13 protein-coding genes are annotated in these 14180 nt (G+C 37.0%); 4 read left to right on the top strand and 9 right to left on the bottom strand.

Features of this window, described 5'->3' with window-relative positions:
- The first annotated feature begins 165 nt into the window (after positions 1-165).
- Both mfd and LB465_RS16065 read left to right on the top strand, forming a co-directional pair.
- Positions 166-3615 carry a transcription-repair coupling factor gene (gene mfd / locus LB465_RS16070; RefSeq protein ID WP_224470946.1) on the top strand — a complete coding sequence of 1150 codons (3450 nt, stop codon included), beginning with the start codon at positions 166-168 and terminating at the stop codon, positions 3613-3615.
- A gap of 307 nt (positions 3616-3922) precedes the next feature.
- Positions 3923-4462 (top strand): outer membrane beta-barrel protein, encoded by a 540-nt coding sequence (locus tag LB465_RS16065; protein WP_224470945.1) that lies wholly within the window; start codon positions 3923-3925, stop codon positions 4460-4462.
- Positions 4463-4584: 122 nt separating this feature from the next.
- On the opposite strand, the gene LB465_RS16060 is transcribed toward LB465_RS16065, so the two are convergent.
- Complete coding sequence (locus tag LB465_RS16060; protein ID WP_224470944.1) at positions 4585-5385, bottom strand: Rossmann-fold NAD(P)-binding domain-containing protein; 801 nt, start codon at positions 5383-5385, stop codon at positions 4585-4587.
- 145 nt (positions 5386-5530) lie between these two features.
- Complete coding sequence (locus LB465_RS16055) at positions 5531-7846, bottom strand: M28 family peptidase (protein ID WP_224470943.1); 2316 nt, start codon at positions 7844-7846, stop codon at positions 5531-5533.
- Positions 7847-7982: 136 nt separating this feature from the next.
- Between LB465_RS16055 and LB465_RS16050 the strand changes: the two genes are divergently transcribed.
- Positions 7983-8450 carry a CBS domain-containing protein gene (locus LB465_RS16050; RefSeq protein WP_224470942.1) on the top strand — a complete coding sequence of 156 codons (468 nt, stop codon included), beginning with the start codon at positions 7983-7985 and terminating at the stop codon, positions 8448-8450.
- Here the strand turns inward: LB465_RS16050 and LB465_RS16045 are convergent.
- From LB465_RS16045 to LB465_RS16020, 6 genes are all read right to left on the bottom strand, one after another.
- Positions 8447-8794, bottom strand: a complete 348-nt coding sequence (locus LB465_RS16045; protein ID WP_224470941.1) for a hypothetical protein — start codon at positions 8792-8794, stop codon at positions 8447-8449. The two genes, LB465_RS16050 and LB465_RS16045, sit on opposite strands and share 4 nt — an antisense overlap.
- 169 nt (positions 8795-8963) lie before the next feature.
- Positions 8964-9392: a DUF4174 domain-containing protein gene (locus LB465_RS16040; protein ID WP_224470940.1), complete on the bottom strand. Its 429-nt coding sequence runs from the start codon at positions 9390-9392 to the stop codon at positions 8964-8966.
- 22 nt (positions 9393-9414) lie between these two features.
- Positions 9415-10032: a DEAD/DEAH box helicase gene (locus tag LB465_RS16035; RefSeq protein WP_224470939.1), complete on the bottom strand. Its 618-nt coding sequence runs from the start codon at positions 10030-10032 to the stop codon at positions 9415-9417.
- A gap of 123 nt (positions 10033-10155) precedes the next feature.
- A complete protein-coding gene (locus LB465_RS16030) occupies positions 10156-10521 on the bottom strand; it encodes a cupin domain-containing protein (protein WP_224470938.1) in 366 nt (121 codons plus the stop codon).
- Positions 10522-10542: 21 nt separating this feature from the next.
- Positions 10543-11178: a hypothetical protein gene (locus tag LB465_RS16025; protein WP_224470937.1), complete on the bottom strand. Its 636-nt coding sequence runs from the start codon at positions 11176-11178 to the stop codon at positions 10543-10545.
- A 90-nt stretch (positions 11179-11268) separates the two neighbouring features.
- Positions 11269-12477 (bottom strand): vWA domain-containing protein, encoded by a 1209-nt coding sequence (locus tag LB465_RS16020; protein ID WP_224470936.1) that lies wholly within the window; start codon positions 12475-12477, stop codon positions 11269-11271.
- Between the two features lie 218 nt (positions 12478-12695).
- Between LB465_RS16020 and LB465_RS16015 the strand changes: the two genes are divergently transcribed.
- Positions 12696-13031, top strand: a complete 336-nt coding sequence (locus LB465_RS16015; RefSeq protein WP_224470935.1) for a single-stranded DNA-binding protein — start codon at positions 12696-12698, stop codon at positions 13029-13031.
- Here the strand turns inward: LB465_RS16015 and LB465_RS16010 are convergent.
- Complete coding sequence (locus LB465_RS16010; protein ID WP_224470934.1) at positions 13022-13924, bottom strand: histone deacetylase family protein; 903 nt, start codon at positions 13922-13924, stop codon at positions 13022-13024. The two genes, LB465_RS16015 and LB465_RS16010, sit on opposite strands and share 10 nt — an antisense overlap.
- Between the last annotated feature and the right edge of the window lie 256 nt (positions 13925-14180).

The following is a 14180-nucleotide window of genomic DNA, read 5'->3' as shown; positions in this document are numbered from 1 at the left end:
GTTTCTTAAGGGAAATTAACCAACTTCAGTTGTTTTTGCTGTTATGAAAATGGTAAAAGTGGAATGGAAAAGAAATTCTTTGGTAGTAAGAAAGTATGAATTAACTAACGTTAAAAAAATGTTGAGAGGTTGCGGGACAATATTTCTGCAATTATCTTTGCGCCAATGAGTAAAACTATTATCGCCCAAAGCTTTGCACAATCCCCGCAACAGCAGGAATTGCAGGATTCCCTTGTCTCTTCTGAAAAAAATCGCACTAAAATTCAACTAAAAGGACTTGTTGGTTCTGCCTTTTCTTTTGTTGTAGCCAATGCTTTTAAAGAAGCAGAAAAACCCTTTTTACTGATTTTTAACGATAAAGAGGAAGCTGCTTATTATTTAAACGATCTCGAGCAACTGGTAGGAGAAAAAAATGTGCTTTTTTATCCAGGCAGTTACCGCCGTCCATACCAAATTGAGGAAACAGATAATGCAAATGTGTTATTACGGGCCGAAGTTTTAAACCGAATCAACTCGCGCAAAAAACCGGCGATAATTGTTACCTATCCCGATGCTCTTTTTGAAAAAGTAGTTACCCGAAAAGAACTGGATAGAAGCACGCTAAAAATTTCGGTGGAAGATGAACTTTCTATAGATTTTGTGAACGAGGTTTTATTCGAATATAAATTTAAACGGGTAGATTTTGTAACCGAACCGGGCGAATTTTCAGTGCGTGGCGGAATTATAGATGTTTTTTCCTTTAGTAACGATGAGCCTTACCGTATCGAGTTTTTTGGCGATGAAGTAGACAGCATTCGGAGTTTTGATGTGGAAACCCAGCTTTCTACAGATAAAGTGAAGAAAATTTCGGTGATGCCGAATGTGGAAAACAAGCACCTGGACGAAATAAGGGAAAGTTTTCTAAGATATATTTCAGAAAAAACGGTGGTTTTTGTGAAAAATCTCGATTTACTTACAGCCCAGGCCGATAAACTTTTCAGTAAAGCAGAAGAAGCTTTTCAGAAACTTTCAGAAGAAGTAAAACACAGTGAACCAAATGAACTGTTTTGTAATGGGCAGTTAATTAAAAGTCAGCTGGAGCTTTTTTCAGTTGTTGAACTGAGCAACCAATCTTACTTTCGTCATCCTGAATTTATTTCAGGATCTAAGTCGAATGAGACCCTGAAACAAGTTCAGGGTGACGGCGGGGTAAAAAGTATAGAATTTCAAACAAAACCCCAGCCTTCCTTCAATAAGCAATTCGATTTACTGATTGATAACTTAATTGAAAATCAGGAAAATGGGTATACCAATTATATTTTCTGTGTTAGCGAACAGCAAGCCAAACGTTTTCACGATATTTTTGACGATCAGGAACAAAAAGTAAAATACCAAACGATAACTTTAGCTCTTTTCCAGGGCTTTATAGATGAAACCGGGAAAAATATTTGCTATACCGATCACCAGATCTTTGAGCGTTATCATAAGTTTCATCTTAAGAATGGTTATGCTAAAAAACAGGCAATTACGCTTAAGGAACTCGGTAATCTTGAAGTTGGCGATTATGTAACACATATTGACCACGGAATAGGGAAATTTGGCGGACTTCAGAAAATTGATGTTGAAGGAAAAAAGCAGGAAGCCATTAAGCTTTTCTACGGCGAGCGAGATATTCTATATGTCAGCATACATTCGCTTCATAAAATTTCAAAATATAACGGGAAAGATGGCAAGGAGCCCAAGATCTTTAAATTGGGAAGCAACGCCTGGAAGAAATTAAAGCAAAAAACCAAGGCCCGGGTTAAGCATATTGCCTATAATTTAATTGAACTTTACGCAAAACGTCGCTTACAAAAGGGTTTTGCCTTTGGCCCAGATTCTTACTTGCAACACGAGTTGGAAGCCTCTTTTATGTATGAAGACACGCCAGATCAAAGTACCGCGACCCAGGCGGTAAAAGAAGATATGGAGAACGAGCGCCCTATGGATAGGTTGGTTTGTGGTGATGTCGGTTTCGGAAAAACAGAGGTTGCTATTCGGGCAGCTTTTAAAGCGGTAGATAACGGCAAGCAGGTTGCTGTTCTAGTGCCAACCACTATTTTGGCGTTTCAACATCATGAAACTTTCACTGAACGTTTAAAAGATTTCCCGGTAACAGTAGATTATTTAAATAGGTTTAGAACCGCTAAAGAACGCCGTGAAACCTTAGCCGATCTGGAGAATGGAAAAGTTGATATTGTGATTGGTACGCACCAATTGGTTAATAAAGCGGTGAAATTTAAAGATCTTGGATTACTGATCGTAGATGAAGAGCAAAAATTTGGAGTTTCGGTAAAGGATAAACTGAAAACTATCAAGGAAAATGTAGATACACTTACATTAACGGCAACGCCTATTCCAAGAACGCTTCAGTTTAGTTTAATGGCCGCGCGAGACTTATCTACCATTACTACACCGCCACCAAATAGGTACCCTATAGAAACCAACGTAATTCGTTTTTCCGAAGAAACAATACGGGATGCGGTGTCCTATGAAATTCAGCGTGGTGGGCAGGTTTTCTTTATTCATAATCGGATTGAAAACATTAAAGAAGTCGCGGGGATGATTCAGCGTGTTGTTCCAGATGCCAAAATTGGTATAGGTCACGGGCAAATGGAAGGTAAGAAGCTGGAAAAACTGATGCTGAGTTTTATAAATGGCGAGTTTGATGTTCTGGTTTCAACAACAATCGTGGAAAGCGGACTTGATGTTACCAATGCGAACACTATTTTCATTAATAATGCGAATAATTTTGGGGTTTCAGATCTTCACCAGATGCGAGGTAGAGTAGGCCGAAGCAACAAAAAAGCTTTCTGTTACTTTATAACGCCGCCATATTCTGTAATGACCGAAGATGCGCGTAAACGAATTAGCGCTTTAGAGCAGTTTTCTGAATTAGGAAGCGGAATAAATATCGCAATGAAAGATCTGGAAATTCGTGGTGCCGGGGATTTACTGGGTGGTGAACAAAGCGGATTTATCAATGAAATAGGTTTTGATACTTATCAAAAGATCCTAAATGAAGCAATTGAGGAATTAAAGGAAAATGAATTTCAGGAGCTTTATAATGAATCTGAAAATATAGAGGATAAAACCTTTGTAAAAGATGCGCAGATCGATACCGATTTTGAAATTCTTTTCCCCGATGATTATATCAATAATATTACTGAAAGGCTGAATTTATATACACAGTTAAATAAAATTACTTCAGAAGAAGAATTGCAAAAGTTTGAAGCAGAGCTTGTAGACCGTTTTGGAGAATTACCAACCCAGGCGGTAGATTTGCTAAATAGTGTACGTATAAAATGGATCGCGGCGAGTATAGGTCTTGAAAAGATCATATTAAAACAAGGTAAATTGATAGGCTATTTTATTTCCGATCAGCAATCCAGGTTTTACCAAACCAATACGTTTACCAAAGTGCTGCAATATGTACAAACGCATAAGCATAAATGTACAATGAAAGAGAAGAAAACCAGGAATGGTTTGCGTTTGCTTTTAACTTTTGAAAAGATTAATTCGATAGAAAGCGCTTTAAAAGTTTTGCAGCCCCTGGATTTTAGGGTGAGGGAAGAAGAAGTCGAAAAAGCTTCCTAAAAGTTTCCTCTTTTTTAAAGAGGGGTGGCCGAAAGGCCGGAGTGGTTGAACCCTTCCGTCATTCCAGCGGAATAGGACCTTCCTTTGAAAGCGAAGGAGCTTGAATATATTAGACCTCACAGGTTTCAAAAACCTGTGAGGTCTCTTTTTTACGTCATTCTGAAACTGGTTTCAGAATCTAAGCTATTAAATAATTCCCTCAAGCAATTTTGAGAAATTCAATTTAAAGCCTAAACATTATGGTTTTTCCAATGTTTTCGCAAATAAAAACTATGTTTGTAGTTTATAACATAAACTATCTAACAAAATGATTAAAAATTTCTTTTTAGTTTTCTTCCTTTTCCTGGGATTGAATTCCTTTGCTCAAAATGTAGATTTGGGTATACAGGCCGGATATACAAATGTTGAAGTAGAAGCTAATGCCGAGGGTGGTACCCAGGTTTCTGAAGACGGTTCCGGTTTTTATGTAGGATTTTTAGCCGATTATCAATTCAATGAAAATTGGCATCTACAACCTTCTGTAAATTATTTTAATGCAGAAGAAACCGATTTCTTATCTATTCCGGTTCTCGTACAATACTATATTGAAAATTCCGGTTTTTACTTACAAGCGGGTCCTCAGGCAACTATTGTATTAGAAGATGTGCCCACTACCAACGAATTTGGTTTAGATGCGGCATTTGGTGTAGGGTATCATATCACCGAGGATTTCTTTATTGAGGCACGCTACGGTATTGAACTAACCAATAGATACACTGACGAATCTATAGAGTTTGCCGAACAATACGATACAGATATTAAAAGTGGAGTAAATACCTTGATGGTAGGAGTAGGTTATAAGTTCTAACCAAACCACAAGTTTGCTAAAACGAAGTGAAAGAAATAACTTTCTTCACTATAGACCTTACAGGTTTTTAAAATCTGTGAGGTTTTTTATTTACGTCATCCTCAGCCTGGTTCAGAGGGTCTCTAGATTTCCTGCTCAAATTGATAATCCAAAACCTCTTTTAAATTAACCGAACTTATTTTCTTGCCTTTAGAAAGCCCATTCTCGTCAAAATCAGGAATATTTAAATTCTTTTCTTTTGCAGTTTTAGTATAGTAATCTTCTTTGGTGGGATGATGAGGGTAGGCGGCGTTAAAAGTCTTTCCCCAGGCTTCTTTCTTGATGATCTGATTGATGATTTTTATACAATCTTCCTGCTGAATAAGGTTTACCGGGGCTTTCGGATTTTTAATTCCGGTTTTTTTAGCGAGGTAATTTACCGGGTGTCTACCCGGACCAATTAATCCACCGTACCGAATAACTGTGGTTTGAAAATGTTCATTTTTCAATAACATTTTTTCTGAAGAAATAAGTTGTTTAGCGGCTTCTGAAGTTCCGTTAGCTTCGTTTTCTTCGGTGTATTCGGGGAAGGTTTCTTCGTCTTTATAGACTGAAGTAGAACTCACAAAAATCACTTTTCCTACAGATGATTTTTCTATATAATCTATAATTCTGCCTATTTTTCCTACAAAATCCGCTGCGGAATCGCCGCGTAATCCTGGCGGAATATCTATAATTAGCAATTCAGAATGCGCCAGGAAAGAAGTAAGATCGCCCTGAACACCTTCGGTGAAAATTTTAATCTGGTATGGTGCAATGCCGGCCTCACGTAATGGCTGCATTTTTTCCTGACTGGTTACAGAGCCTTTTATAATGTGCTCTTCTTTCAACTTTTTTGCCAGTGGCAATCCCAGCCAGCCAGTTCCTAATATAGATATATTCATAATTTTGTGAATGATGTTCAGTAGTACCTAATTGCGTCAAGCTGAACTTGTTTCAGCTTCTAATATGAGAGCATTTTTTATCAAGTTAGATCCTGAAACAAGTTCAGGATGACGAACAATCAGCTCAAAGCTACAAAACCAAAGCCTACTCGGGGCTTATGGTTTTCTTAAATATTACAGCATCATTTAGTACAAAAGGTCGCGGAATCATTGTTTCAGGTCTTGACGGCACATTTAAGGCCTCATTTTCCAGTAAATCATAACTTGACTCATAAATGGTGAATTCTGGTTTTTTATCACTTTTCAAACTAAATTCCAATCTGAGCGTATCCCTGCTAGAGGCGTGATAAGTTAGTAATCTTTCGTGCCAACGGCGGGTGTGAATGTGAAATTTATCCTGTCCAAGATACACGCTGTCAGCTGTTTTATCATTGACTTTAAAAGTTTCAAAATCGGTTCCCCGGTCGGCAAAAAGTTCAATTCGGTTAATATTCCGGTTTGGCGCGATCTTTAGAAGATAGGAATTTACAGTTTCAGAAGAATCTGTTTTCTTCCAAATAATAGAGGGGGCTTTTAAATCGATTTCCGGAGCATTGGTTTTCCAGGTAAACTTTGATCCATACTTGCTGCTAAGAGTGTTAATTTCCGAAGGTGCAATAAGCGGTTCTTCACCAAAATATGCTTCGGTCCAGTCATCAACCATATTATCGTAAGAATACCAATTGGTAGTATTTTTATCGGCATCAAAAAGATACACAAGTGAATTTGGTTTCGGGTGTTCTTCCGTGAAATCAGCTTTAAAATGGGCGGTAATTAAAAGGATATTGAAAATTAGAAAGAAGAATACCGCGATTTTTTTATTGCTTTTAAAATAAGCAAAAACAGGTAATAGCAGTTGAAATAATAAAACGGTAAGTAAAGCTGAAACAAACAATATTTTTAAGCCTAAAGCTACCGGAAACATCTTTATAAATGGCACTAAAATAAAGACCGCCGGAAGGCTTAAAAATGCCATTAGCAGAGTATTTGGATTTTCCTGCCTTATCATTACAAAAAGCTGCAGTAGCGCAAAAAAGGCCGGAATAATAAAATAGGCCGCACCTTTTAAGAAAAACGATAGTATCGTGCAAAGCAACAACCAGAAAAATAACGGCACTACGAACAGGTTAGCCTTATTTTCTATATGTCTAAAACGATAATAAGTAAAAAAAACAATTAATAAACTTAGTGCAATAAATGCAGCGATGTAATAGTAGCCGTTATAGATGAAACCCTGTTCCATTTCTGAATATTCGGCGTAGCTGAAAAGAAGGAATTTCCAAAGTAGAAAAACCAATATGCCGGAAAAGGCTAAGCTAACTGTGAACGGAATAATGCTTTTTAAAATTGGCTTGAGTTGAAGCCGGTTTTGTGTAAATCCGTAGCCCAGAATTATAAAAAATAATATAAAAGCAATGATAAGCATCGGGAAAATCCAGGAAAAGGGATAGCTAATAATTTCCCCGCCGGGAATATTAAAAAACAATACTTCTTCTTCGGCTTTAGCTTCGCTTAAATCGGCATCCTTAAAATAATCAAGCAACGGCATTAAATAACTGCCCTGATGCGCAAGGGTTTGTTTATCTAAATTCTCTGGGGTGTCCGTGGCTGTGTGGTAATCAAAATGATCGTCTATAAACGCAAAATTATAACCGGGAATATCGCCCTGTTCGCGTAAAACGGTAAGATCGGTATCATTGGGTAGCATTTTATAAACGCTGTAAACGAGCGAATTTGTAACAGGAAATTCAGGATTTGCTTCTTTAAATGAATTGATGAGTCCAGCGTTTCCGGAATTTGTTTCCAAAAACATAAACGAATCGCCGTCGCTGCCAAGGGCTTCAAAATTTAGCGCAAGTTTTGTGTCCTTTGCCCAGGGATGGCCTTTTATAAATAGCTCTGCGCCGTTTAAACCAAGTTCTTCGGCATCGGTAAATAAGATGATTATATCGTTCTGGTGCTCTTTATTGTCAGCTAAAAAAGCACGAATTCCTTCTAAAATAGTCCCTACACCGCTGCCCGCGTCACTAGCACCCAAAGACGAATGTGGATTGCTGTCGTAATGTGTCATAATTACAAGGGCTTCTCCGTTTCCATTTCCTTCTAAACGGGCTAAAATATTTTGAGGGCGAACTAAATTTCCATTTTTGGTAAGGCTGTAATCTTCGTGGGTTTGAGCCTGTAAACCCATTTTTTGCAGCTCACCAACAATATAATTTCTTACCCTGCTATGCGCTTCAGTCCCCACATAATGTGGTTTTTGTGCAATTGCTTCAACGTGGTTAAAAGCGCGTTGGGTAGAAAAAGTAGTTTCAGCCGCGCCTTCGTCTTCAATAGTTTTTGGCTGGCTGCTGTAAAAACTGAACCAAACGGCAATGGCAATAAAAATAAGTGAGAAAAAGCGAGGTATATTTTTCAGCATAATTCAGAAAAAAACAAAAGGTTTACAGGATTTAAAGATACTTAAGATTTTAGGGAATTGTAATACAGGAAAGCAAGCTTTCAGAATAATTAAATTTTACCTATATTTAAGTTATTAGTAATCAAAAAATTAAGTTATGGGTATTAAAAGTTTTCAGGGAAAAAGGGCAGAACCGGAGAAGCCGAAGAGTGCACCCATGTTGGTTAGAGATTATATGAGTACCTCACTGGTTACTTTTAAGGAGCACGAAAATATTTTAGATGTTGCCGAAAAACTTACCAAACACAAAATTTCCGGTGGGTGTGTGGTAGACGATAATAATAAATTGATAGGGCTTATTTCTGAAGGGGATTGTATGAAACAAATTTCAGATAGCCAATATTACAATATGCCGTTAGAAGATTCTACAGTTGGCAAGCGGATGACTTGTGATGTGGAAACTATAGACGGAAATATGAATGTGATGGATGCTGCAAAACTCTTTATCGAAAAACGGTTTAGGAGATTCCCGATAGTTGAACACGGCAAACTTATAGGGCAAATTAGTCAGAGTGATGTGCTAAGGGCAGCTGTACGTTTAAAAAGTAATAATTGGGGAGATTAATTGCGTTTAACCAAAGCGTAAATTCCATTTTCTAAAGGAAGATATCCCTGATCGTATACAAAATAGTAGACTTTACCGGTTTTGGTTGTATAGATGCTGGTAAAATATTCAAAATTGAAACCACGTGCCAGTAATTTATTTTTACTAATCGTGGTTTTTTCCTTTGGATTGAATTCTTCTAAAATCCGGTAATTTTTGCGAAGCAGGTTATTTACATTTCTAACCAGGTTTTTCCTGTCTTTGTTTAGGTTGTTGTGGTGTGCATTGCGGCAGTAATCGCTGCAGAATTTTTTATCTACACGACCCACAATTTTATCGCCACATTCCAAACAGGATTTTTCCATTCTACTCGATAATTGAGATTTAGATACTCCAGGACTTACCTCGAAATTGATTCTTATTATTTATAACACCTTGCGAGCTTATTTTAGGGCAGTTTGCTTGCTTTTACAATAAATATAAAGAAAATCCTGAATAATTGCTGAATTTCAGGTTTTTATACTGTTTGTGGAGTTATCTGTTTTTCCGCATTTCTGCTTGCCGCATGGGCATACTATCTATGGTGTTGAATAGTTTTTCTACGGAAAGGACTTTTGTTTGATCCAGTTTTTCTCCACCGTCCAAACCAATAAGTATTATCCTGAAATCGCTTTCTTCAGCTTTATATTTTTTATAAAATTGAGCTGAATTTTTCCAGTTTTTATCTTGAAAAGCGATCTTATATTTTTTAGGTAGAATTCGGTAAATAACCAGTTTTCGATCTTTTAATCCTTTTTGGTGCTTTTGGAGTTGCGTAAGTTGCTGCTGAAATTTTTCGTTGTTTTCATCTTCAGCAATAATCAAAATCAGGCGGTCCTTCCATTGGTGTTTCGTAAGATCTTGTGCATTTAAACCCATAGTACTTAATAGAATTAATAGAAAAAAGCTTACAAATTTTAGCATACAGTAAAATACAAAAAATCTCTTACACCTTTAATCTTAGCATTTCAGCGCGAGACATAAAGGAATCTTTTAGGCGTTCAATTTTAGGATTCATCGTGGAGGCGAAAACCAGATATTGGCATTTGGTGATATGCTGCGGTATTCTAATTAAATCGTTATAATCGCTGTTTTTGGTTAGAAATTCTGCGTCTTCTACCGCAAGGATTTTTAACTTACTTACATTAATACCGGTGATTTTAAAAAGCTTGAATAACTTTTTTGGCGTGGCGATTACGATATCTACGCCATCGTAAATTTCAATTTTTTGTTTTTCTATATCGGGAGCGTCAAAGGCGCTAAAGATTCGCAAATCCATATACCTGGTGAATTTGTTGAATTCCTCTTCCAGAGCCAGGGCGGCTTCTTTGTCCTGAACATAAATAAGTGCCCTGGGAGCATCTTCAAAAGCAGCACTTTCCAGTTTTTGAATGGTGCTAATTACAAGTGCTGTGGTTTTTCCAGTTCCTTCTGGGGCTACTATAAAAAGATCTCTTCCGCTTTTTATTTTGGGTAAAATTTGTTTCTGAAAAGGAAGTGGTGTTTCAATTTCCAGTCTTTCCAGGGCTTCTTTAAGCGGAATATTCAGTTTTTTAAACGACATAAGATTTATTATTAGAGCTTTTGATTTTTTTAATCGTTGAACAAGGGACCAAAAGCTTCTGAAGTTTGCAAAGATAGCTTTCCCTATACTTAAGAGCTACAATTTATGGATAAAGCTTAATAATCAGATCCAATCTAGATTTTCTACACTACGATTATCTTTTACATCACCCGTATGTTTAGTAGTGGCCGGTTCAAAAAGCAATATCCAGGCTTCTTCTGATGCTACTGGGTTGTGCTCAACTCCTTTTGGAACGATATACATTTCGCCTTCACTTAGATTAATGGTCTTGTCACGAAATTCAATCTTCAGGCTTCCTTTGATAACCAGGAACATTTCATCTTCGTCTTTGTGATCGTGCCAGACAAATTCACCTTTCAGTTTTGCTAATTTCACCTGTTGCCCATTAAGTTCGCCAATAATTTTAGGCGTCCAATGTTCATTAAAAAGCTCGAATTTATCTTCTAGATTTACTTTTTCCGATTTCATAGTTTTTTAATTTTATGGCAATTAGGATTTAATTAGTTGGGATATTTCAGCTTCAATGGGGAAACCTTTAATGCCTTCTTTTGTCTTTAAATAAGTTTCAATTTCAGCATCACTCAAATTATAGGTTTCTTTTAAACCATCAATGATGATTTTTAGATAAAATTCGTGCGGTGGATTTATTTCATCTTTTAAATAATCTTCATTGGTAAAAGTGAAGATAGGGCAGTTGTCATCTTCGCCCAGGTAGATAATTTTCCCGTACCAGGAATTATTTTTCATATCTAAACTACGGTTTTTTATCACCTGTTCGAGGTCTATATCAAAATCACCTTCAAATTTTATTTCCTGTTGCACCAGGTCTATAAATTGTTGACGGGTGATGAGGTACATCCTGCCCAGGGTTTTGGTGTTCTTATCAAAATCAGATTTTATAAATCCGGCGCCACCGCCACTCCAGGTCTTTGAAGATTTAGCGAAATAAAGTTCGCCATTGATGATTATTCCTTTAGATTTTTCGGGTTGGGTTTTGTTGGTGCAACCAGGATAAACTCTTTTCGCGTTTGCCGGCCGGCCGCCACCAATATAACAGCTAAAGCGTTCTTTTAATAAATTGGAACCATAACAGGCATACCAGACTTTGGGTTCTTCCTTTTGCATCTTTTTTCTACAAGAAAAGCTTTCTTCTAGAGAAAAACAACTTCCAGTTGTTTGAGGAATTTCTTTCCGGCCTGGATTAAGGGTGATTAACTATTCAGAATATTTCTTAATTAATCTTATAAGTAATTCATTTAAAAATTCTACTTTATATTCACCTATGGAGGGCTCAATATGATCATTGCCAATGCCACTGTGATCGGTTATAAATACATAAGTGCTATTAGTAGCCATTGAAAAATAGCGCATAAGGAATTCAGTTTCTTTATCTATGCCGCTTGCGGTAACAGGTATAAGTTTAATTCCTTTTTCAGCTGCGTTTTTAATTGAATTTTGAATGTCAGAAATAACCTGTTGGTTATGATGCGGTGGTGCATCTAATATTAAAAAAGCCAAACGTGTACGTGCGTTAGAAGACCACTGTAACTCGTTTAATGCTCTATTTAGGGCTGTGTGAACTGCTTCAGGAAAATCGCCGCCACCGTTTGCAGATTGATTATTAATGAAATCTAAAGTGGTATTTATATCACTTGAAAAACCTGAATGTCTAACAACGTATTCGTCTTCAACGTCACGATAGAAGACCGATGAAGTTAAAATATCAAGATTTGAATTTGAATTTTCTACTTTCTGAATAATATTTTTCAAATCGTCTTTTAAAAATTCCAGCTCGTCTGACATAGAGCCTGTAGCATCAACAATAAATGCTATTTCAACATTATTTGGAGCTACATTCGTATTTTTAATTTGAAGCTCATTTACGCCCTGATCAATTCCTTTCAAACTTGTATTAATCTTTTCGTCATTTATCCAAAGCGAATAATCGTTTATATCGAAACTAGAGGAAGATTCAAAAGGATTTATCCATAACTCGGCCTTTCCTTTATTATCTGATTTTGCAGACCATACTGTAGCATCCTGTTTATTTTTTAATTCTATAATTGCATCTATAACAGGCAAGGCACTCATATTTTTTACGGACACAGAAACCCGGTTATTAAAATAAAATTCCCAATGGTATATTTTTTCAGCAAAATCCTGATTATTATTTAAATCAAGCCAAAAATTCCAGTTTTCAAGGTCGTTCCATTCTCCGGCGGTAATTAGTCCCGATGAATCAGGATCGCCATTGCCGTTATTAGGATTTTCAGCCGAAGGCTCTCCGGAACCGTCTCCAGAAGCCTCTCCGTAAGAATCTCTTAACGCCTCTGGTCCTTCATCTGATCCATTTATGGCATCTTCACTACATCCAATGACGATGAAAAGTATAAACAGTAAAAATACTTTAATGACTTTTTCCATTTTATTTCAATTTAGTAGTCCTTTCTTTAATTAGATGCGAAAAAGATAAAAAGGTTGCGTGGTGATGAGAGCTAATTTTACAACTAATCATTTCCAAACGTTTACAAACGTCTTTAAACGTAAACAAATAATTACCAACCGATTACTGCAGAATTTCTGGTCTATGTTTGTCCTGTTGAAATGAACTAACGATTTTCAGCTTTTTAAATTAATACGTTATGAGCACTATTAGAAACAAAGTACAGTTGATCGGGAATGTGGGAAGAGAGCCTGAGATCGTAAACCTGGAGTCTGGTAAAAAACTGGCGAAATTTTCGGTAGCTACCAATGAGAATTACAAGAATGGAAACGGCGAGCGTGTAACCGATACTCAATGGCATAATATTGTGGCCTGGGGCAAAACCGCAGAGCTGGTAGAGAAATATGTGAATAAAGGTAAAGAAGTTGGAGTAGAAGGAAAGCTTACCAGCCGAAGTTGGGATGATAAAGACGGAACAAAGCGTTATATCACCGAAGTTGTATGTAACGAATTGTTGTTAATGGGTCAAAAATAGATTTCGCGAGCCAGTCGATATGTATTGGCGTGGGCTTCTATAATCACTCTTATCTCTTTAGAATATCCGCCGCCCATACTACATTGTACGGGAATGTTTAGATCGTGACAGGTTTGCAAAACAAACCTGTCTCTTTCTTTACAGCCATTAACCGTGCAGGAAAGTCGGCCCAGTTTATCGGTTTCTAAAATATCCACTCCACTCAGGTAAAAGATAAAATCGGGTTTCTGTTTTTCAATTAGATCGGGTAAAGTTTCTTTTAGGAGTTTTAAATACTGGTCATCACCACTGCCATCAGGTACTTCCATATCGAGGTCTGACTTTTCTTTTTTGAAGGGATAGTTTCCTTTACCGTGCATAGAAAAGGTGAAAACCGAAGAATCTTCCTGAAAAATCTCAGCGGTACCATTTCCCTGATGAACGTCCAGGTCTACGATAAGGATCTTTTCGACTAATTTTTTTTGCTGAAGATACCTGGCAGCAATCGCCTGGTCATTGAGCAAGCAAAAAGCTTCTGCACGATTGGTATATGCGTGATGCGTGCCACCGGCAATATTAAAAGAAATCCCATTTTCCAGGGAATAATGTACGGCTTTCATCGTACCATCGGCAATAATCATTTCTCGTTTTACCAAAGCTTCAGAAAGTGGAAATCCACTTCTTCTAATTTCTTTTTTGCTGAGTTTTAAATCGCGTAATCGTTCAAAATAACCAGCATCGTGAACATTGAGAATGTGTTTTTCATCTGGAAAGTCTGGTTCAAAAAAATTGTCTTCACTACAAGTTCCTTCATGAAGTAATTGCCTGGGTAGAAGCTCATATTTCTCCATCGGGAAACGGTGACCTTCGGGTAAAGGATGTTTATAGATGGGATGGTAAGCGATTTTGAGCATTTTGAGATTTTACGAGACTGCGCGAAAAGTTAAATTTTCGTCAAGCTGAACTTGTTTCAGCTTCTAACAGGTCCTACCCTCGAACTTAGATCCTGAAATAAATTACCATTGACGTATTTTTCAAGTTGTTGTTTTATAGCTGATTACCATGTTCATTTCTTTTGCCATTTTGAATAAGCTTTTTTGTTTATTAAGTAGTATTTTTTCTTGGTAAGCTTTGATACCTTCTTCTACATAGTTTAAACCTTTTACAAAT

It is taken from the genome of Salegentibacter lacus (genome assembly GCF_020164555.1).
In the GTDB taxonomy this organism is placed as follows: domain Bacteria; phylum Bacteroidota; class Bacteroidia; order Flavobacteriales; family Flavobacteriaceae; genus Salegentibacter; species Salegentibacter lacus.
This window is presented reverse-complemented; position numbering and strand designations above follow the sequence as displayed.